The following is a 19,461-nucleotide window of genomic DNA, read 5'->3' as shown; positions in this document are numbered from 1 at the left end:
GAATGCCGGAAACAGGGCGCAACGAACCATATGACGGGGTAAAGCGTGCCGGTTAATAACGGCTAAAAAACGGCTTGAATACAGGCCTTTGCGCTTGCCTGCCATGCGTTGCAAAGATGCCACGCGAGAGCAAACGGCAAAAACCGGACGCGCAGGGACGCATCCGGTTTTGATTAACCCTGAAAGGAGGTCAGGGATCTCAGAGGCGATACAGGATCTGGTCGTTCCAGAAGCGGTCCAGACGCTGGAGCAGTTTGTTCATCTGCGTGAACTCGTCGGTGCCGATGCCGCCGACCTTGTCGATCGAGGCGATGTGGCGTTCGTAGAGCTTGGCCACGGTTTCGGCGATGTCCTGGCCGGTTTCGGTCAGGCTGATGCGGACCGAGCGGCGGTCGATGCGCGAGCGCTGGTGGTTGATGAAGCCGAGATCGACCAGCTTCTTGACGTTGTAGGAAACGTTGGAGCCGAGATAGTAGCCACGCGAGCGCAGCTCGCCGGCGGTCAGCTCGGAATTGCCGATGTTGAAAAGGAGCAGCGCCTGGATGGCGTTGACGTCGCTGCGACCCTGACGGTCGAATTCGTCCTTGATAACGTCGAGAAGACGACGGTGCAGACGTTCAACGAGATGAAGGGATTCCATGTAAAGATCACGGATGTCGTGGTCCTGTTGGTCACGGAAGGTCGATACCGCCTGCGGCTTGATTTTCGTGTTCATATTGACTGCCTCACTGTTTGTTTGGCGGTGTGTTTTCTTCCCGCCTTGAGTGAGACCCTATCGAATACATATAAAATTCGACTTAAACCGCAGGCTTAACGGAGCCTTACCGGTAACTCCACGTTGTCTCAGGGTAAATCAACACTTACCTGGCGGCGATGCCGGCGCTTTTCCAGCCAGAGCAGCAGGCGGAAAATCAAGTAGACCACGGCGACGATGACGTGCAGCAAAATGATCAGTTGATTGGGGCCGAAAATATCCGGCAGTAGGCCATACATGAGGATTTGTCCGCCGGCGGCCAGCACCCAGATGACCGGTCCCCAGGAGACGGTGAGCCAGAGGCCGAGGGAGGCGACGGGGAAGAGCACGGCGAGGCTGGTGCTCGCCACCTTCCACGGCAGGCTCAAAAGATCGAAGCGGCCGGCGCCGACCAGCGAATAGCCGACGAGCATCGCCCAATATTGCAGGCCGAACCAGAAGCAGGAGACGGCAACCAGTCTCAGGAAGAGAATGAAGAGGATATCCGCCAGTGTGCGTTTCGGTATCGTTGGGGATTCGGTTTCCATAGCGCAGACATCGGTTTGGGGTTGCATCTTCACAAGGGCGTCCGAGCGTCTGACAAGACGCGCCAGGGACGCTCTATAACATTGAGTTGGCGCATAACCCGAAAATCGAGCCCGATTTTCGGGTTATGCGCCAGAGGTTTTTCCGCCGCGGCCAATCGTCCGGTTTGGATTTTCCAGGCGCCATGATAATGAGCGCTCCGATAAATGGAATGGGCCAAGGACAGATATCATGCAGGACAGGACGCATCTCGTCGACGACATCACCGGTCATCGCCGCATGCGGCGCAACCGCAAGGCGGACTGGACACGCCGGCTGGTGCAGGAAAACCGGCTGACGGTCGACGACCTGATCTGGCCGATCTTCATCGTGCCGGGTTCCGGCATCATCGATCCGATCCCGGCCATGCCGGGCGTCAACCGGATGAGCATCGACAAGGCGGTCGAAGCGGCGCGGGAAGCGGCCGGCCTCGGCATTCCGGCCCTTGCCACCTTTCCGAATATCGAGATGGAGCTGCGCGACGAGACCGGTTCGAACAGCCTCGAAGCCAACAACCTGATCAATCAGGCGACGGCGGCGATCAAGAAGGCGGTGCCCAATATCGGCATCATTACCGATGTCGCGCTCGATCCCTTCACCAGCCACGGCCATGACGGCATCCTCAGAGGCAGCGAGATCGTCAACGACGAGACGGTCGACCAGGTGGCGCGCGCCGCCGTGATGCAGGCGGATGCCGGCGCCGACATCATTGCGCCGTCGGAGATGATGGACGGGCGCATCGGCGCAATCCGCATGGCGCTCGACGCCGCCGGCCACCAGAGCGTCGGCATCATGAGCTATGCGACGAAATTCGCCTCTGCCTTCTACGGTCCCTATCGCGAGGCGATCTCGACTGGCGGGCTGCTGAAAGGTGATAAGAAGACCTATTATATCGACCCCGCCAACGGCACCGAGGCGATCCGCGATGCGGCCCTCGACGTCGAGGAAGGCGCCGACATGCTGATGGTCAAGCCCGGCCTGCCCTATCTCGATATCTGCTGGCGGATGAAGGAGGCCTTCGGCCTGCCGACCTTCGCTTACCAGGTGTCCGGCGAATATACGCAGATCAAGGCGGCGGCGATGAATGGCTGGATCGACGGCGAGCGGGCGATGCTCGAAACGCTGCTGTCGTTCAAGCGGGCCGGATGCGACGGTGTCCTCACCTATTTCGCGGTCGAAGTGGCGAAAATTCTCGCCAAGCGGTGATTGGGCCGAACCGGCCCAAATCATCCGAATCTAGAGCAAATATTGCATTTTGCCCTGCCGATACCATATCAGCGGCATCGCTTTTCCTGAGGAGATTGAGATGAGCTACAACCCCAATCCGCTTTATGCCGCACCGGAGGACTGGCGCGCCTATAGCGGCGTGTTGAGCCGCCGGGTCTTCGCCTTCATTCTCGATTACGTCATCGTGGCCCTGCTCTGCATTCCCGCGGCGATCGTGCTGTTCTTCCTGTCGATCGTCACGCTCGGCCTTGGCTTCTTTCTCTACCCTGCCCTCTTCGTCATCGTCGCCGGCATTTACTTCGGCCTGACTGTGGGCGGGCCGAGCCAGGCCTCGCTCGGCATGCGCGCCATGGGAATCGCGATCGTGCGCGTCGACGGACGGCCGATGGATTTCATGACGGCGATCGTGCATCTGGCACTGTTCTGGATCCTCAACTCGGTGCTGACGCCGCTCATCCTGCTTGCCGGCCTGTTCATCGAACGCAGCCGTCTCGTCCACGACCTGCTGGTGGGCACGGCGACGGTGCGCACAGCTTGAGACTTTGGCTGAAACCCTAACTGCGATCCCGGGGCGGAGACGAAATAAAGTCTCCGCCTTCTCTTTGCCGGCGGGTGCCGGCGCTCCATATCTAAAATTAGAAGACTGATATGAAGGGCGAAAAGCGCCCCGCTGTTGACGTTTTTTATTCTTAGGTCATGCTGTCAGGAAACGGCACGGTCTCGACAAGGAAATTTCCGCGACAAATGAATACGCAGACGACGCCATCACCGCAGTTTTATCTGACGGCTCCGGCTGCGTGTCCGTACCTGCCGCATGAGATGGAGCGCAAGGTGTTCACCCATCTGGTCGGGCCGCGCGCCGCCGAGATGAACGACATCCTGACGCAGGGCGGTTTCCGCCGCTCGCAGAACATCGCTTATCGCCCGGCCTGCGAATCCTGTCGCGCCTGCGTTTCCGTGCGAATTCTCGCCCAGGAATTCGAGCCGACGAAATCGATGAAGCGGGTGCTTGCCGAGAATTCCGACGTCATCGCCACCGAATTCGCGGCCCAGCCTTCCAGCGAGCAATATTCGCTCTTCCGACGCTATCTCGATTTTCGCCACCAGCAGGGCGGTATGTCCGACATGACCGTGCTCGACTATGCAATCATGGTCGAAGACACGCATGTGAATACGAGAATCATCGAATACCGCCGGCGCGAAGAAGGCTCCGGACTGGAGCAGCGGCCAAAGGGCGAGCTGCTTGCCGCCGCCCTCACCGACACGATGAGCGACGGGTTATCGATGGTCTATTCCTATTTCAATCCGGCGCTTGAGCGGCGTTCGCTCGGCACCTTCATGATTCTCGACCATGTCAGACGCACGAAAGCGCTGGGGCTGCCGCATGTCTACCTCGGCTACTGGGTTCAAGGGTCGCGGAAAATGGACTACAAGACGCGCTTCCAGCCGCAGGAGCATCTGACCCCGCGCGGCTGGGAACGCTTCGATCCCTCGTCCATGCCCGAGAGCACCCACGACTGAATGTTCCCCACCGCTCTTTCCGACCATCGGAAGGGCCTGCTGCTGACGGCGATCGGCGGGCTGGCGCTTTCCGTGGATATCCCGCTGATGAGGCTCGCCAACGGCGAGCTGTGGTCGATTCTTGCGGCGAGAAGCATCGCGACCCTTGGCGTGACGCTGCTGGTGGCAACGGCGCTCAGGATCGCCAAGGGGCGATGGCCAGTGCTCGTGCCGGGCTGGCCGGGCCTCGTCACCGGTCTGCTCTACGGCCTGACGACGGTGGTCTTCCTTCTCGCCGTTTTCAACACCTCGACGGCCAATGTCGTTTTCATCGTCGCCTTCAATCCGATGTTCGCCGCCCTGCTTTCCTGGATTTTCCTCAAGGAGCGGCCGGCGCTGGCAACACTGCTCGCCATGGCGGCGATGATCTTCGGAGTCGGCCTGATCGTCCGGGACGGGCTTTCGGGCGGCCATCTTTTCGGCGATAGCATGGCGCTGCTTACCGCCTTCATCATTGCCGCCGCCATCACCATCAGCCGCGCCTCACGCCGGGAGATGGGTTTCGTCTCGCTGCTTTCGACGGTACTGCCAGCGGCGATCGGCCTGATCTCGGTCATGCCGGCAGGCGGTTTTTCGATCGAGCATCCCGCCTGGATCCTCTTTAACGGCGCGGTGATGATGCCACTCGCCTTCTGGTGTCTGGCGACCGGGCCGCGTTACCTCTCCGCGCCGGAGGTGGGCATGTTCTACCTGCTCGAAACCGTGCTCGCACCGATCTGGGTCTGGCTGATCTTTGCGGAAACGCCGGCGCCGATGACGCTGGTCGGCGGCGGCATCCTGGTGGCGGCGATCGCAGCCCATTCCGTCTGGATAGTGTGGAGGAAAAGCATCGTTCAAATGGCAGGTTAGGACGTTGTCGCCGTTTCGCTGCCGTGTTATAACGCCGTTACCACACAGAGGATGAGGCGATGAACGTCACAATTCGAAAGATCGGCAATTCCGAGGGCGTTATTATCCCTAAAGAGGTACTGCAGCGGCTGGGCTTGAGCAGCGGCGACAGCCTCGAACTGCGAGAGGTCGAGGGTAATATTCAGCTTGTACCGGAATCCGCCGACCTTGCCGAGCAAATGCGGGCAGCCCGCATCGGCATGGAAAAATATCGGGTGGCGCTCCGCGAACTCGCAAAATGATACGGCTTAAGTGGCTGAGCCGCCAAGCAATTGAAAATATGCACGATGAGCAAATTGCCGAGCATGGCGGTCTGGCTGGCCTGCGGGATACCAATGCATTGGAAACCAGCTTGGCACGCCCGCTTAACAAGGCTGCATCCGGCGAGACAGACATCTTCGTACTCGCCGCAGCCTATCTCTATGCCATTGTCAGAAACCACCCATTCGTGGATGGAAACAAGCGCACAGGCTATCTTGCGGCGTTTACGTTTCTCTACATCAACCGCTATGTCATCAATGCCGACAACGCGCAGATCATTGCATTTGTACTAGAGGTAGCCGCCGGCGAGATCGACGAGGAAGGCGCTACCCGCTTCCTGCGGGATTTCAGCGTACCCCTCAGCCCGTAGCCTTGAACTGCTGCTGCTCCAGTTCCCTGCCAAGACCTTCGACCACATGCGCCCAGCCTTGCCGGGTCTTTTCCTCGTGTTCGGCCCATTCGGCGCACATTTCATGGGTCAGCGTCAGACGGCTGCCGCCGCCGAGAGGCTCGATGTTGATCTCGACGCGGTCGCAATTGTGATCGTGCTCCTCGACGGAGAAGCTGAAGACCATGCGCTGCGGGCGCTTCAGTTCCAGGAAGACGCCCTGATGAAAGGCGTCGCCGGTCGGGCGGCGGTCGACGACGAAGAAACGGCCGCCGACGTGCGGATCGATTTCGGCGCGAATGACATGACCGTCATCGGTCGCAAACAGGAAGCGGCGGGCGATTTCGGGGTTGAGCCACGCGTCGTAAACGACGGCGGGCGGCGCTTTGTAGGTGTGGCTGACATGCAGTTTGATGGTGCTGGCGGGCATCGATTTTCCTCCGTTAAGGGCACGCGCACTTCCCCAAGCGCACGGGCCGCGGCCATCTCGTCCGCCTTCTGAGCCGGCCTGTTCGTATTTTTGGTAACATCAATGAGATAGAGGAGTTGTTGCGCCCGCCAAGAGTCGGGGGCGGAATTTACTGGATAATTCCTTCAATCAGAATCGATTGAAGGATAAATTATCCAGCAATTCAAATTGTTACGGCGTCCTTTGCGCGTCTGAAAGGACGCGGGACGCTGTTATGCTTTAGCCGGCGAATTTGCCGCTACGCGGGAAACCCTTCGGCACGGTGCGGCCGGCGGTGGCGCGATCGGCCAGCCATTCGGCAAGCTCGTCTTTGTTCTTCGTGAAGGTTCGACCGGCGCTGTCTTCCCAGACGAGGCCGTCCGATATCGCGAAGCAGCGAACGTCGGAAATGCCGCCATCCTTGTAACGCTGCAGACGTACGCCCTTGCCGCGCGACATTTCCGGCACCTGGGCCAGCGGGAAGACCAGCAGCTTGCGGTTTTCGCCGACGACGGCGACATGGTCGCCGCTGACGGGCACGAGCAGCTGGGTTTCCTCGGGCAGCCCGACATTCATGATCTGCTTGCCCTTGCGGGTATTGGCGACCAGCTCGGCTTCGGGAACGACGAAGCCGTTGCCGGCGGTCGAGACGATCAGCTGCTTGCGCGAGGGATCATGGACGAAAGCGGTCAGCACCGCCTGGTCGTTATCCATATCGACGATGATGCGCAGCGGCTCGCCATGACCGCGACCGCCCGGCAGCTTGTCGCCGCCGAGGGTGAAGGCCTTGCCGCCTGTGGTGAGGATCAGGATCTTGTCCGTGGTCTGCGCTGGGAAGGCGATCTTCAAGCCGTCGCCTTCCTTGAAGGTCAGCGTCGCCGTATCGGCGATATGGCCCTTCAACGCGCGGATCCAACCCTTTTCGGAAATGACGACAGTGATCGGTTCCTTCTCGATCATCGCTTGCTGGATCGCTTCCTCGTCGGTCTCGGGCGCGTCGGCAAACTGGGTCCGACGGCGGCCGATCTCGGTCGCCTTGGCGAATTTCTTCTTCACTTCGCCGATTTCCCAGGCGACCGTCTGCCACTGCTTGTCGTCGGAGGAAAGCAGCGTCTCGATCTCGCCCTTTTCCTTGGTGAGTTCGTCGAATTCCTTGCGGATCTCGAACTCTTCCAGCTTGCGCAAGGCGCGCAGCCGCATATTGAGGATCGCCTCGACCTGATTGTCGGTGAGATCCCAGCGCGCCATCATGACCGGCTTCGGCTCGTCCTCCTCGCGGATGATGCGGATGACCTCATCGATGTTGAGGTAGGCGACCAGCAAGCCGCTGAGGATTTCGAGGCGCCTGTCGATCGCCGCCAGGCGGAAGCGCGAGCGGCGCTGCAGAACTTCGCGGCGGTGGTCCAGCCACTCCTTCAACACCTCGTTCAGCGCCATGACCCGCGGGATGCGGCCCATGGAGAGCACGTTCATGTTGAGCGGGAAGCGGCTTTCGAGTTCCGTCAGCTTGAACATCGATTCCATCAGGATCGTCGGATCGACGCTGCGGGTCTTCGGCACCAGCACGACACGAATGTCTTCGGCCGATTCGTCGCGGATATCTTCCAGCAGCGGCAGCTTGCGGGCGATCAGCAGCTCGGCGATCTTCTCGATCAGCCGCGATTTCTGCACCTGGAAGGGAATTTCGGTGATGACGATCTGGTAACCGCCGCGGCCGAGATCTTCCGTCTGCCATTTCGCCCGCACGCGGAAACCGCCGCGGCCGGTGCGGTAGCTCTCGATGATGCTGTCGCGGCTATCGATGATGATGCCGCCGGTGGGGAAATCCGGGCCGGGAATGAATTCGACGAGCTTTTCGACGGTCGCATCGGGATGCTTGATCAGATGCAAGGCAGCGTCGCAAAGCTCGTGGGCATTGTGCGACGGGATCGAAGTCGCCATGCCGACGGCGATGCCGGATGAGCCGTTGGCGAGCAGGTTCGGGAAGGCGCCGGGAAGGACGACCGGCTCGGAATTCGATTCGTCATAAGTGTCGCGGAAATCGACGGCATCCTGATCGATGCCTTCAAGCAGCAGTTCGGAGACCGCCGTCATCTTCGATTCGGTGTAACGCATGGCGGCGGGGCTGTCGCCGTCGATATTGCCGAAATTGCCCTGGCCGTTGACCAGCGTGTAGCGCTGCGAGAAATCCTGGGCGAGACGGGCAAGCGCGTCGTAGATCGACTGGTCGCCGTGCGGATGGTAGTTACCCATCACTTCGCCGACGATCTTGGCGCATTTTCTGAAGGCCGAGTTCGGCCTCAGCCCCATCTCGTTCATCGCATAGACGATGCGGCGATGGACAGGCTTCAGCCCGTCGCGCACGTCAGGCAGGGCGCGGTGCATGATGGTCGACAACGCATAGGCAAGGTAACGCTGCTCGAGCGCCGCCTTGAGGTCGACCGGCTGGATGTGATCGTCGTCTCCGCCTGAAGGCGGCAAAATCTCTTGTCCCATAGGTTCTGACTAGCTCAGAAGAGGCCGGCGGGCAAGGAATCGGGGCCATTGCAGCTGTGGATGAAGTCTTGGGACTGACATCAAAGGATGAGACAAACGTTCCGCCGCAATTTGGACTTCGTTTGCCGTTCCTCTCAACAGAAATTTAGAGATCCGCAAATATAAAGCGGGCCTAATCCGTAGTAGCGTAACTGCAGATTTCCAACCGCCACCACGCCACCAGAGGAATCACCCCATGAACTTTTCCCGGACAACGCGGCTGATGCTGTCGGGCGCCGCCTTTTTCTCGCTCGCCGGTTCGGCCTTCGCCCTCGACGGCGCCGATCTGCTGAAGAAGCTCAATGCCGCCTATGCCGTACAGGGCGGAACGATTTCGGCTGACGCCGTCGATATCGACGGCACGACCGCGACGCTGAAGAATGTCAGCGTCAAATCGGCCGGCGGTGAAAGCTTGGCCGTCGGCGAAGTCACCCTTTCCGGTGTCGAAGAAGACGAGGATGGCGGCTATTACATCGAAGAGGCCGCCTTCCCCGATATCAACACCACCAAAGACGGCGTCACGGTCACGGCGCAGGAGCTGACGCTCGGCGGCATCTCGATCCCGGCAACGGCGGGCGGCGACACGCTCGATACGATGATGCTCTACGAAACCGCTCATACCGGCCCGTTGAAGGTGGTCAAGGATGGGGCGGAAGTGTTCTCGCTGCTCGAAACCGACGTCAATCTGACACTGCGCGAAGACGAATCCGGCTTCGATTTCGACGGCGCCTTCAAAAGCATGAAGGCCGACCTCAGCAAAGCCGAGGATCCGCAGAGCAAGGACGCGATCGAGAAGCTGGCCCTGCAGCACATCCAGGGCGACATCACCATGAAGGGTGCCTGGGAACTTGCCCCCGGCACGATCGACATTTCGGAATTCGCCTTCGACTTCACCAACATCGGCAAGCTGAACCTTGGCTTCAAGATCTCGGGCTACACGATGGCCTTCGTAAAGTCGCTACAGGATGCGATGAAGCAATCTGAAGCCAGTGCGAACAAGGAAGAATCGCAGCAGGCACTCGGTCTTGCCATGCTCGGCCTGATGCAGCAGCTGTCCTTCGAGGCCGCGCAGGTGCGCTTCGAAGATGCCTCGATCACCAAGCGCGCGCTCGATTATGCCGGTTCGCAGCAGAACATGTCCGGCAAGCAGATGGCGGATTCGCTGAAGGCGATGACGCCGATCATGATCGCGCAGCTCAATATCCCGGAACTGCAGAACGCCGTTTCGGCTGCCGTCAACACCTTCCTCGACGATCCGAAGAGCCTGACCGTCAAGGCCGCCCCTGAAAAGCCGGTGCCGTTCCCGACGATCGTGGGCGCTGCCATGGGCGCTCCGAACACGCTGCCGCAGGTGCTTGGCGTCAAGGTTACCGCCAACGACTGATCGCTTCGATCTCGCGACGAAAGGCCCGGCAGTAGTGACCTGCCGGGCCTTTTCGTTTTTAGGCGCGGTGACGGGCAACCTCGGCGATGGCGAGGACTGCGATATCAAACAATTCCTCTAGCGATGCGCCGTCCCTCGCCTGCACCGACATGCCCTGGATGATGGCAGCGAGGAAGCGCGCCAGCGCGCGGGGGTTCGTGTCGGACTTCATGTCGCCCTCGCGGATGCCACGCTCGATCCTCGCCGTGAAAGCGTCCAGCGACCGACGACGCATCGCTGCGACATGGTCGGCGATCATGGCATTCTCGCTGGCGCAGTTCAGCACAGCCGTCGAGATCATGCAGCCTTTCGGATGCTCCGGAGCCGAGAAAATCGCAGCCGAGCCCCGCAATATGCGCTCGAAGGCGGAGACGGTGTCGATCGGCTCGCCAAGCGCGGAAAACGTGTCGGAACCTAGCGCTCGGTACTGCTCCAGCGCCGCTCGATAGAGATCTGCCTTCGAGTTGAAGGCGGCATAGAGACTTTGCGGCGTGATGCCCATGGCGGCAGTGAGATCGGCGATCGAGGCGCCCTCATATCCATGCGCCCAGAAGGTCTCGCGGGCAGCCGACAGCACTGTCTCGCGGTCGAAGGCCGGCGGACGGCCGCGGCGTCGGGCGGTAGAATTTTCCACGTCTCGGCTATTTTTCACAATGATCACTCTAGAAATTCGAAACGGCTTTCTATATTCAGGAACGGTCATTGTGATTATAGAAGGTTTAATCTGATGAGTCTTCCCCTCGAAATGGCAGACGCCGACAGGAATTCATCCCTTGCCGCAGCGGTCGATGCAGCCATCACAAGCGCGCTCGACGACAAGCGGCTTGTGGGAACGGTGGTGTTCGTCGCCCGCGACGGAGAGATCGTGCATCGCCGCGCCGCCGGCCTTGCCGACCGCGAAAGCGGTCTGGCGATGCGTGAGGACACCATCTTCAGGCTTGCTTCCATCACCAAGCCGATCGTCACCATCGCCGCGATGCGGCTCGTCGAACAGGCGAGAATCGGGCTCGACGACCCAGTGACGAGATGGCTGCCGGACTTCCGGCCGAGGCTGCCTGACGGTGGCGAAGCAACCATTCGCATCCGCCACCTGCTGACCCATACGTCCGGCCTCAGCTACAGCTTCTTCGAAGAGGACGATGCCTATGCCCACGCCGGTGTTTCCGACGGCCTCGCCGAGCCCGGACTGTCGCTCGCCGAGAACCTGCGGCGGATCGCCAGCGCGCCATTGCGCTTCGCGCCGGGCAGCGACTGGCAATATTCCATTGCCATGGATGTTCTCGGCGGCGTCATCGAGGCGGAAACCGGAGTGCCGCTAGGCGAGGCCGTCGCTGAACTGGTGACGAAACCGCTTGGCCTTGCCGATACCGCGTTTTCGGTTCGCGACCGCAGCCGGCTGGCAGCGGCCTATATGGACGCTTCACCGGAACCGGCGCTGATGGGCGAGACTGCGCTGGTGATGTCGCTGATGGGCCCCATCCGCTTCGCGCCGAACCGCATCTTCGACCCCGCCTCCTATCATTCCGGCGGCGCCGGCATGGCGGGAACGGCGGGTGACGTCCTGGCCATACTCGAAACCATCCGTAGAGGTGGTGCACCGCTGCTCTCGATCGAAACCGTAGGGATGATGGCGACGGACCAGGCCAACGGCCACCGCCAGCAGCACGAACCCGGCTCCGGCTTTGGCTTTGGCTGGTCAGTCATCACCGATCCGGCCGAGGCAGGCGTCCCCTTCCCCACCGGCACGCTGAAATGGGGCGGCGTCTATGGCCATAGCTGGTTCATCGACCCGGTTAATGGGCTGACCGTCGTTGCACTGACCAACACGACGCTGGAGGGCATGTGGGGCAAGTTCACAGTCGATCTTCGCGAGGCGATCTACGCGGCATTGTGAACGAACGATACAAGCAGAAAAGCCCGGCGATTGCCGGGCTTTTGCATTCGAGATCAGATGATCTCAGTCTTTCTTGACCGGCGGGATCGGCCGGATCGAGAGCTCGCGCAGCTGTGTCGGGCTTGCCGGGCTCGGCGCGCCCATCAGCAGGTCCTGGGCCTGCTGGTTCATCGGGAACAGCGAGATTTCGCGCAGGTTCTTCGCGCCGACGAGCAGCATGATGATACGGTCGATACCGAAGGCAGCACCGCCATGGGGGGGGGCGCCGTACTGGAAGGCGCGATAGAGGCCGCCGAAACGGTCTTCGACATCCTGCTGGCTGAGGCCGACCTTCTCGAAGGCGGCCACCATGGTTTCCGGCGACTGGTTACGGATCGAGCCTGAGGCGATTTCGAAGCCGTTGCAGACGGCATCATACTGGAACGCCTTGATGGTCAACGGATCCTGGCTCTGCAGCGCTTCGAGGCCGCCCTGCGGCATCGAGAACGGGTTGTGCGCGAAATCGACTTTCTTTTCTTCCTCGCTCCATTCGAAGAACGGGAAGTCGACGATCCAGCAGAGTTCGAAACGGTCGCGATCGACAAGGTTCAGCTCTTCGCCGGCCTTGGTGCGGGCTTCACCGGCAAACTTGTAGAACTTCGCCGGATCGCCGGCAACGAAGAAGCAGGCGTCCCCGTCATCGAGACCGAGCTGGGTACGGATCGCGTCGGTGCGCTCCTCGCCGATGTTCTTTGCAAGCGGGCCGGCGCCCTCGAGCTTGTCACCTTCCTTGCGCCAGAAGATGTAGCCGAGGCCAGGCTGACCGGTCGACTGCGCCCAGGCATTCATGCGATCGCAGAACGCTCTGGAACCGCCGGTCTTTGCCGGGATCGCCCAGATCTCGACCTTCGGGTTAGAGGCGATCATGCCGGCGAAGACCTTGAAGCCGGAGCCGGCGAAATGTTCGGTGACCGCTTCCATGACGATGGGGTTGCGCAGGTCCGGCTTGTCCGAACCATATTTACGGATCGCCACGTCATAGGGGATGCGCGGCCATTCCTTGGTGACCGGCTTGCCTTCGGCGAACTCTTCGAAAATGCCTGTCATCAGCGGACCCATCGTGTCCCAGACGTCTTCCTGGGTGACGAAGCTCATTTCGAGGTCGAGCTGGTAGAATTCACCCGGTAGGCGGTCGGCGCGCGGGTCTTCGTCGCGGAAGCAGGGCGCGATCTGGAAATAACGGTCGAAGCCCGCCACCATCAGCAGTTGCTTGTACTGCTGCGGCGCCTGCGGCAGCGCGTAGAAGGTGCCGGGATGGATGCGGGACGGCACGAGGAAGTCGCGCGCGCCTTCCGGCGAGGAGGCCGTCAGGATCGGCGTCGTATATTCGGTAAAGCCGACATTGCCCATTTCGCGGCGCATGGCGGAGATCACCTGGGTGCGCTTGACGATGTTCTTGTGCAGCGTTTCGCGGCGAAGATCGAGGAAGCGATACTTCAGGCGGACGTCTTCGGGATAATCCGGCTCGCCGAAGATCGGCAGCGGCAATTCCTTGGCGGCGGAGAGGACTTCGATCTCCTGCGCGTAGAGCTCGATCTCGCCAGTCGCCATGGTCTTGTTGACGGTGTCTTCGGTGCGCGCCTTGACGAGGCCATCGATGCGGATGACCCATTCGCCGCGCACGGTTTCCGCCATCTTGAAGGCCGGGCTATCAGGATCGGCGACCACCTGGGTGATGCCGTAATGGTCGCGAAGGTCGATGAAGAGAACGCCGCCATGGTCGCGAACGCGGTGAACCCAGCCGGAAATACGGACGGTCGAGCCGACATCCGACTTGCGGAGGGCGGCACATGTGTGGCTGCGATAGCGATGCATGATCTCAAATCCTGGATGTGGCTTAAGACGGCAGCAAGGGTTCCAAGACCCTCAAGCGCCGACAAGAAAATCGGGCGGAAAAGCGCATGGACGCTCCGATTTGTCAAGGCTTGGCGCACGCGGCCGGGCGTTTGGCACGCGTTTATGGCGAGGCTGCGACCCGTATGCTGCGGCAGTTTGGCCGCGCTTCCTGTATTGCTGAAGCTGCCGGTCAACTTTACAAGGATCGGCATTCTCACCGTGGAGCGTCCGCATGCCTCTCCTTAGCCGCCGCAACCTCTTGAAGGCATCCGCTGTTGCGGGTGCCTATGGTGTCGGCATCGGCATTGCCGGTAAATACGGCTTTGCCGAGGCAGCTCCCGAGCCGCAGCTGCTGACGGCAGTGAAGACCGAAGCCATGCTGACCGAGGCGGGACCGACCAGGGATATCATGAGCTGGGGCCATGACGGCATGCCGCCGGTCCTGCGGATGAGGAAGGGGCGGCCCTATGCCGCGCGGCTGAAAAATGGACTCGACGAGCCGACGACGATCCACTGGCACGGGCTGCGCATCGACAACCGCATGGACGGTGTGCCGTTCATGACGCAGCCTTACGTCTATACCGGCGACAGCTTCGACTATGCCTTCACGCCGCCCGATGCCGGCACCTTCTGGTATCATCCGCATTGCAACACGCTGACGCAGATGGGGCACGGCATGACCGGTGTCATCGTCGTCGAAGATCCGGCCGATCCGGAATTCGATGCCGAGGTGGTGCTGAACCTGCGCGACTGGCGGCTCGGCGGCGATGGACAATTCATCGCTCCCTTCCGGCCGCGGGATGCTGCCAAGACCGGCACCTACGGCACGGTGCGCACCGCCAACTGGCATCGGGAACCACGATATGACGCGCCGGCCGGCGGGCTGGTGCGGCTGCGTATTGCCGTGACCGACGTGACGCGGATCTTCTCGTTGAAGATGGAAGGCGCCGATGCCACCGTGATTGCGATCGACGGCAATCCGGTGCCGAAGCGTTTTCCCCTCGACCTGCTGCAGATCGGACCGGGTCAACGGCTCGATCTTGCCATGCGCATGCCGGATGATGAAGGCGCGGTCGCGACGCTGGAGGATATCCGCGGCACGGCGCCGAAGACGATCGCCAGCCTGCGCGCGGTCGGATCATCGTTGAAGCGCGCCATCGAAGATCTCGGGCCGCTTGTCGACAACCCCGTCCCGAAGGCCGATCTAACCGCTGCCGAGCAGATCCCGCTGATACTGAGCGCCACTGCCGAGAATGCCGCCGTCGAAAGCATCTGCGGCACGCTGGGCTACAGTTTCTGGGCCATCAACAAGGTGCCATGGCCAGGCGATACACCCGATCCGACGGCGCCGCTGGCGGAATTGAAGCTCGGCAAGAGCTATGTCTTCAATCTGGAAAATACCACGCCGCATGCCCATCCGATCCATCTGCACGGGATGAGCTTCACGGTGATCTCCTCCTCGACGCGGGAGGTGATGCCGCTGGTCTCCGATACCTATCTCATCCAGCCGGACGAGAAGGTGCAGCTTGCCTTCGTCGCCGACAATCCCGGCGACTGGCTGCTGCATTGCCATATCATCGAGCATCAGAAGACGGGGATGACGAGCTATCTCAGGGTAAGCTGAGGCCGCCTGCACTTTCACCGCGATTGCAGCCGTGCATCGCACCTTGCCTCAGTTTGGACGTGATTCTTCGCCAGCAATGCTCGAAGCGTATGCTGTTGTATTGACATATCGAACCGAAAGGAGAAGGAAGGTTCAACCGACCTTTTCCTTGCGAATGAAATGATATGATCGAAACCACCGCCGATTTGGCGGCCGCCTGCAAAGAGCTGGCCAAGTCCGACTTCATCACCATCGACACCGAATTCCTGCGCGAAACGACCTTCTGGCCGGAGCTCTGCCTGATCCAGATGGCAAGCCCGACGATGGAAGTTCTCGTCGATCCGCTGGCCAAGGGCATCGATCTCGCCCCCTTCTTCGAGCTGATGGCCGATACGAAGGTGCTGAAGGTCTTTCACGCGGCGCGCCAGGACATCGAAATCATCTTCAATCGCGGCAATCTCATTCCGCATCCGATCTTCGACACGCAAGTCGCCGCCATGGTCTGCGGCTTCGGCGACAGCGTCTCCTATGACCAGTTGGTCAGCCGCATCAAGAACGTCCATATCGACAAGTCGTCGCGCTTCACCGACTGGAGCCGCCGGCCGCTCTCGGACAAACAGCTCGATTATGCGCTGGCTGACGTCACCCACCTGCGCGACGTCTACCTGTCACTGAAGGCGGAACTCGATCGCGAAGGCCGCAGCTCCTGGCTCTCCGAGGAAATGGACATTCTCGAGTCGCGCGAAACCTACGACATGCATCCCGACGATGCCTGGCAGCGGCTGAAGATGCGCCTGCGCAAGCCGCAGGAGCTGGCGATCCTGAAATATGTCGCCGCCTGGCGCGAACGCGAGGCGCGCGCCCGCAACGTGCCGCGTTCGCGGGTGCTGAAGGATGATGCGATCTACGAGATCGCCCAGCAGCAGCCCAAGGATACCGAGGCGCTCGGCCGTCTGCGCACCATTCCGAAGGGTTGGGAGCGCTCGACTTCCGGCGCCGCGGTCATCGAGGCCGTCAACACCGCTCTTGCTCTTCCGAAGGCCGATATGCCGCATGTACCGCGCCAGGCGCAGGCGCCCGAGGGGGCCGCTGCTGCCGTCGAATTGCTCAAGGTGCTGCTGAAGCTGATATCGGAAAAACACGGCGTGGCGCCGAAGGTGATCGCCAACAGCGAGGATCTCGACAAGATCGCCGCCGAGGGCGAGAAGGCCGAAGTCGCCGCCCTGCACGGCTGGCGGCGCGATCTTTTCGGCGAGCCGGCACTGCAACTGATCCAGGGCGCGATCGCTCTGCGCTTCGTCGACCGGAAGGTCGAAACCGTCAGCCTCTGAGGCGAGTGCATCACGCCTTAAATCGGCATCGATTTTAGGACAAAATCACGCAGTCATTCAAATGCTACAGCGCCGCGCGTCTGAAAAGGACGCGCGGCGCTGTAGATTCGAATTCGCTTGACGGTTTTTTCCGGCCTGAAACAATGGCCTTAACCAACATCACGGCGCAGAGGCGGCATGCGGGAAATATCTCCGACACAGAATTGGATCCTGATCACGATCGTCCTTGCGGCCAGCGGCGTCATCTATGATCTGATGTTCTACTCCAATCAGACACCGATTGTCGGGGCGATCTTCGCGCTCTTCATCGGCATGCCGATCCTCGCCTTCGAGCGTAAGGTGCTGTTTCGAGCACTCTACAGGCGCATCCAGAAGCTGCCGACCTTCGCCTTCATCATCACCGAGCTGCTGATCTACGAAATCCTGATGAGCATCGGCTTTGCCTGCGCCGGCCTGCTGCTCTGGTCGCTCGGCATGGTGAAGCCGGCGTCGCTCCTCGACCTCGTCATCATGCCGTTCGAAGTCTTCGTCTATGCGTTGGCGGTCTGCACCATGCTGATCTTCGTCTTGCGCGTGCGAGAACTGCTCGGTCGTGAAGTTTTCCTCAGCATGCTCATCAGCCGCTACCGCAATCCGGTCAAGGAAGAGCGCGTCTTTCTGTTCATCGACCTCGTCGATTCGACGGCTTTTGCCGAAAAGCACGGCGACCTCAGGGCGCAACAGCTGCTGAGCTCGCTGTTTGCAACCTTCGCCGAGCCCGTCAGGCGCCACAAGGGCATGATCAATGACTATGTCGGCGATGCAGCGATCATCACCTGGCCGCTTACCCGCGGCGTCAAGAATGCGCGCTGCGTGCGCTGCATGTTCGATATCCTTGCCGATATCGAAGCCAATGCCGCCGGCTGGCGGAAAAATTACGGGCAGGTACCGAAGCTCCGCGCCGCCCTTCACGGCGGCGAGATCATCACCGCCGAAATCGGTGTCGATCATCATAAGATCAGCTATTTCGGCGATACGGTGAACACCACTGCCCGGCTGGAGACGCTCTGCCGCAGTCTGAACCGATCGGTTCTGATATCCAGCGAGCTTGCCCGGCGCATGGAATTTCCTGACGAGATATCCTGCGAGGATCTCGGCACCCATGCCGTGAAGGGACGCGGTCAGGCACTCGGCGTCATGGCGCTTTCCTCGCGCGCGGTCACCGTGCTGAACGCGCCGGCCGTCATTCTGCACGGCTGAGCACCGTCTGACCTCACGTCACCAAAGCTTCACCCAACCGTCAATTCGCTGACATTAAAGCCCTGCTAAGCGGAAGGCCTTTGCAATCCGCTCCACGGGGATATTATGAAGAACGTCCTTTTTGCTTCCGTATCGCTTTTCATCCTGGTCGCGGGCGCCGCTTCGGCCGACCAGCAGCAGTTCCCGGCCAAGCTCGCCGGCCAGGCGATCCTGCCTGCCAACACCATGGTTCCGGCACCGGCCGATGCCCCCGAATTCCTCAAGCATTCCGGCAAGTTTACAACGCCGGACCGTAAGCGCACCGAAGCGCTCGGCACCGTTCCCGGCAAGGACGGAGCCCGGATCACCGATCTGAAGCTTCCCTTCGACGGTCAGCCGATCCAGGGTTTCTCAGGGGTCAAGACGATGGCCGACGGCACCTTCTGGACGCTCTCCGACAACGGCTTCGGCTCGAAGTCCAACTCGTCTGACTCCATGCTCTTCCTGCACCAGATGAAGTTCGACTGGGCCGGCAACAAGGCTGAAGTCGTCAAGAACCTCTTCCTTTCCGACCCCAACAAGATTGCTCCGTTCCCGATCGTGCTTGAAGGCACCGACACGCGTTATCTCACCGGCGCCGACTTCGACATCGAGTCGATCCAGCCGGTTGCCGACGGCTTCTGGCTCGGCGACGAATTCGGTCCCTACATCCTGAAATTCGACACGTCAGGCCGCCTCACCGACGTCATCCCGACGACGCTCGACGGCAAGCCGGTGCTTTCGCCCGACAATCCACTTCTCTCGGTTCCGGCCAACCCGGCCGCCAAGATGCCGGTCTTCAATCTGAAGCGCTCCGGCGGCTTCGAGGGCCTCGCCATGTCCAAGGACGGCGCCAAGCTCTACGGCCTGCTCGAAGGCGCCATCTACAAGGATGACGGCACGGTAGAAACCATCGACGGCCACACCGCCATCCGCGTCATCGAGTTCGATGTCGCGTCCAAGAAGTGGACCGGCCGCAGCTGGCTCTATCCGTTCGAGGACAAGGGCGTGTCGATCGGCGACTTCAACATGCTCGACGACACCACCGCTCTCGTCATCGAGCGCGACAACGGCGCCGGTACGACGGACAAGGCCTGCGCCGACCCGAAGCAGCCGAAGCCGGATTGCTTCGAAGCTCCGGCCGTGCTGAAGCGCGTCTACAAGATCGAGTTCAACGACGCCAATGTCGGCAAGGCGGTCCGCAAGATCGGCTATATCGACCTCCTGAACATTCAGGATCCCGACAACAAGAAGAAGGCCGGCAGTAAGGACGGCGTCTACGACATGCCGTTCGTGACGATCGAAAACGTCGACCGCGTCGACGCCACGCACATCATCATCGGCAACGACAACAACCTGCCCTTCTCTGCCGGCCGCGCCGTCGACAAGGCCGACAATAACGAGTTCAGCCTGCTTGAGGTTGGCGAGTTTTTGAACGCGAAGTAGGTTCGGG

At 60.8% G+C, this 19,461-nt stretch carries 18 protein-coding genes; 12 read left to right on the top strand and 6 right to left on the bottom strand.

What is annotated here, in order from left to right:
* Positions 1-199: 199 nt before the first annotated feature.
* Together ldtR and AC245Y_RS06390 are read right to left on the bottom strand one after the other, a co-directional pair.
* Complete coding sequence (gene ldtR, locus AC245Y_RS06395; protein ID WP_003547156.1) at positions 200-715, bottom strand: transcriptional regulator LdtR; 516 nt, start codon at positions 713-715, stop codon at positions 200-202.
* A 128-nt stretch (positions 716-843) separates the two neighbouring features.
* Positions 844-1,281: a DUF6163 family protein gene (locus tag AC245Y_RS06390; protein WP_026157306.1), complete on the bottom strand. Its 438-nt coding sequence runs from the start codon at positions 1,279-1,281 to the stop codon at positions 844-846.
* A 229-nt stretch (positions 1,282-1,510) separates the two neighbouring features.
* Between AC245Y_RS06390 and hemB the strand changes: the two genes are divergently transcribed.
* The 6 genes from hemB (at position 1,511) to AC245Y_RS06360 (ending at position 5,624) form a co-directional block, all read left to right on the top strand.
* On the top strand, positions 1,511-2,524 hold the full coding sequence (gene hemB / locus AC245Y_RS06385; protein WP_012756882.1) for a porphobilinogen synthase: 1,014 nt from the start codon (positions 1,511-1,513) through the stop codon (positions 2,522-2,524).
* 100 nt (positions 2,525-2,624) lie between these two features.
* Entirely contained in the window at positions 2,625-3,083 is a 459-nt protein-coding gene (locus tag AC245Y_RS06380) for an RDD family protein (RefSeq protein WP_003547150.1), read from the top strand.
* Between the two features lie 206 nt (positions 3,084-3,289).
* Complete coding sequence (locus tag AC245Y_RS06375) at positions 3,290-4,066, top strand: arginyltransferase (RefSeq protein ID WP_003558295.1); 777 nt, start codon at positions 3,290-3,292, stop codon at positions 4,064-4,066.
* Positions 4,067-4,954 carry a DMT family transporter gene (locus AC245Y_RS06370; protein ID WP_017993563.1) on the top strand — a complete coding sequence of 296 codons (888 nt, stop codon included), beginning with the start codon at positions 4,067-4,069 and terminating at the stop codon, positions 4,952-4,954.
* Positions 4,955-5,013: 59 nt separating this feature from the next.
* Positions 5,014-5,235 carry an AbrB/MazE/SpoVT family DNA-binding domain-containing protein gene (locus tag AC245Y_RS06365; protein ID WP_012756879.1) on the top strand — a complete coding sequence of 74 codons (222 nt, stop codon included), beginning with the start codon at positions 5,014-5,016 and terminating at the stop codon, positions 5,233-5,235.
* A complete protein-coding gene (locus AC245Y_RS06360) occupies positions 5,232-5,624 on the top strand; it encodes a type II toxin-antitoxin system death-on-curing family toxin (protein WP_017993562.1) in 393 nt (130 codons plus the stop codon). The genes AC245Y_RS06365 and AC245Y_RS06360 overlap by 4 nt, the downstream gene beginning before the upstream one ends.
* On the opposite strand, the gene AC245Y_RS06355 is transcribed toward AC245Y_RS06360, so the two are convergent.
* Positions 5,614-6,072 (bottom strand): SRPBCC family protein, encoded by a 459-nt coding sequence (locus AC245Y_RS06355; RefSeq protein ID WP_012756877.1) that lies wholly within the window; start codon positions 6,070-6,072, stop codon positions 5,614-5,616. The genes AC245Y_RS06360 and AC245Y_RS06355 overlap by 11 nt on opposite strands.
* A 258-nt stretch (positions 6,073-6,330) precedes the next feature.
* Complete coding sequence (gene parC, locus AC245Y_RS06350) at positions 6,331-8,586, bottom strand: DNA topoisomerase IV subunit A (RefSeq protein WP_003558286.1); 2,256 nt, start codon at positions 8,584-8,586, stop codon at positions 6,331-6,333.
* Between the two features lie 235 nt (positions 8,587-8,821).
* Between parC and AC245Y_RS06345 the strand changes: the two genes are divergently transcribed.
* Positions 8,822-10,009: a YdgA family protein gene (locus AC245Y_RS06345; RefSeq protein WP_017993561.1), complete on the top strand. Its 1,188-nt coding sequence runs from the start codon at positions 8,822-8,824 to the stop codon at positions 10,007-10,009.
* Between the two features lie 58 nt (positions 10,010-10,067).
* Here the strand turns inward: AC245Y_RS06345 and AC245Y_RS06340 are convergent, their stop codons facing one another.
* On the bottom strand, positions 10,068-10,709 hold the full coding sequence (locus AC245Y_RS06340) for a TetR/AcrR family transcriptional regulator (RefSeq protein ID WP_017993560.1): 642 nt from the start codon (positions 10,707-10,709) through the stop codon (positions 10,068-10,070).
* A gap of 66 nt (positions 10,710-10,775) precedes the next feature.
* On the opposite strand from AC245Y_RS06340, the gene AC245Y_RS06335 reads away from it, so the two are divergent.
* Positions 10,776-11,942 (top strand): serine hydrolase domain-containing protein, encoded by a 1,167-nt coding sequence (locus AC245Y_RS06335; RefSeq protein ID WP_017993559.1) that lies wholly within the window; start codon positions 10,776-10,778, stop codon positions 11,940-11,942.
* A gap of 63 nt (positions 11,943-12,005) precedes the next feature.
* Here the strand turns inward: AC245Y_RS06335 and aspS are convergent, their stop codons facing one another.
* Complete coding sequence (gene aspS / locus AC245Y_RS06330) at positions 12,006-13,796, bottom strand: aspartate--tRNA ligase (protein WP_017993558.1); 1,791 nt, start codon at positions 13,794-13,796, stop codon at positions 12,006-12,008.
* A 253-nt stretch (positions 13,797-14,049) separates the two neighbouring features.
* On the opposite strand from aspS, the gene AC245Y_RS06325 reads away from it, so the two are divergent.
* From AC245Y_RS06325 to AC245Y_RS06310, 4 genes are all read left to right on the top strand, one after another.
* On the top strand, positions 14,050-15,441 hold the full coding sequence (locus tag AC245Y_RS06325) for a multicopper oxidase family protein (RefSeq protein ID WP_017993557.1): 1,392 nt from the start codon (positions 14,050-14,052) through the stop codon (positions 15,439-15,441).
* A gap of 164 nt (positions 15,442-15,605) precedes the next feature.
* On the top strand, positions 15,606-16,751 hold the full coding sequence (rnd, locus tag AC245Y_RS06320; RefSeq protein ID WP_017993556.1) for a ribonuclease D: 1,146 nt from the start codon (positions 15,606-15,608) through the stop codon (positions 16,749-16,751).
* A gap of 177 nt (positions 16,752-16,928) precedes the next feature.
* Positions 16,929-17,990, top strand: a complete 1,062-nt coding sequence (locus tag AC245Y_RS06315; RefSeq protein ID WP_012756870.1) for an adenylate/guanylate cyclase domain-containing protein — start codon at positions 16,929-16,931, stop codon at positions 17,988-17,990.
* A gap of 105 nt (positions 17,991-18,095) precedes the next feature.
* Positions 18,096-19,454: an esterase-like activity of phytase family protein gene (locus tag AC245Y_RS06310; RefSeq protein WP_017993555.1), complete on the top strand. Its 1,359-nt coding sequence runs from the start codon at positions 18,096-18,098 to the stop codon at positions 19,452-19,454.
* The last annotated feature ends 7 nt before the right edge of the window (positions 19,455-19,461 follow it).

It is taken from the genome of Rhizobium sp. SRDI943, assembly GCF_057653695.1.
The sequence above is the reverse complement of the archived record's forward strand: the minus strand, read 5'-3'. Positions and strand labels throughout refer to the sequence as shown.

Bases quoted from the DNA above. Each gene is read 5' to 3' on its own strand.
- ldtR (WP_003547156.1), bottom strand. From the start codon at position 715: ATGAACACGAAAATCAAGCCGCAGGCGGTATCGACCTTCCGTGACCAA.
- AC245Y_RS06390 (WP_026157306.1), bottom strand. From the start codon at position 1,281: ATGGAAACCGAATCCCCAACGATACCGAAACGCACACTGGCGGATATC.
- hemB (WP_012756882.1), top strand. From the start codon at position 1,511: ATGCAGGACAGGACGCATCTCGTCGACGACATCACCGGTCATCGCCGC.
- AC245Y_RS06380 (WP_003547150.1), top strand. From the start codon at position 2,625: ATGAGCTACAACCCCAATCCGCTTTATGCCGCACCGGAGGACTGGCGC.
- AC245Y_RS06375 (WP_003558295.1), top strand. From the start codon at position 3,290: ATGAATACGCAGACGACGCCATCACCGCAGTTTTATCTGACGGCTCCG.
- AC245Y_RS06370 (WP_017993563.1), top strand. From the start codon at position 4,067: ATGTTCCCCACCGCTCTTTCCGACCATCGGAAGGGCCTGCTGCTGACG.
- AC245Y_RS06365 (WP_012756879.1), top strand. From the start codon at position 5,014: ATGAACGTCACAATTCGAAAGATCGGCAATTCCGAGGGCGTTATTATC.
- AC245Y_RS06360 (WP_017993562.1), top strand. From the start codon at position 5,232: ATGATACGGCTTAAGTGGCTGAGCCGCCAAGCAATTGAAAATATGCAC.
- AC245Y_RS06355 (WP_012756877.1), bottom strand. From the start codon at position 6,072: ATGCCCGCCAGCACCATCAAACTGCATGTCAGCCACACCTACAAAGCG.
- parC (WP_003558286.1), bottom strand. From the start codon at position 8,586: ATGGGACAAGAGATTTTGCCGCCTTCAGGCGGAGACGACGATCACATC.
- AC245Y_RS06345 (WP_017993561.1), top strand. From the start codon at position 8,822: ATGAACTTTTCCCGGACAACGCGGCTGATGCTGTCGGGCGCCGCCTTT.
- AC245Y_RS06335 (WP_017993559.1), top strand. From the start codon at position 10,776: ATGAGTCTTCCCCTCGAAATGGCAGACGCCGACAGGAATTCATCCCTT.
- aspS (WP_017993558.1), bottom strand. From the start codon at position 13,796: ATGCATCGCTATCGCAGCCACACATGTGCCGCCCTCCGCAAGTCGGAT.
- AC245Y_RS06325 (WP_017993557.1), top strand. From the start codon at position 14,050: ATGCCTCTCCTTAGCCGCCGCAACCTCTTGAAGGCATCCGCTGTTGCG.
- rnd (WP_017993556.1), top strand. From the start codon at position 15,606: ATGATCGAAACCACCGCCGATTTGGCGGCCGCCTGCAAAGAGCTGGCC.
- AC245Y_RS06315 (WP_012756870.1), top strand. From the start codon at position 16,929: ATGCGGGAAATATCTCCGACACAGAATTGGATCCTGATCACGATCGTC.
- AC245Y_RS06310 (WP_017993555.1), top strand. From the start codon at position 18,096: ATGAAGAACGTCCTTTTTGCTTCCGTATCGCTTTTCATCCTGGTCGCG.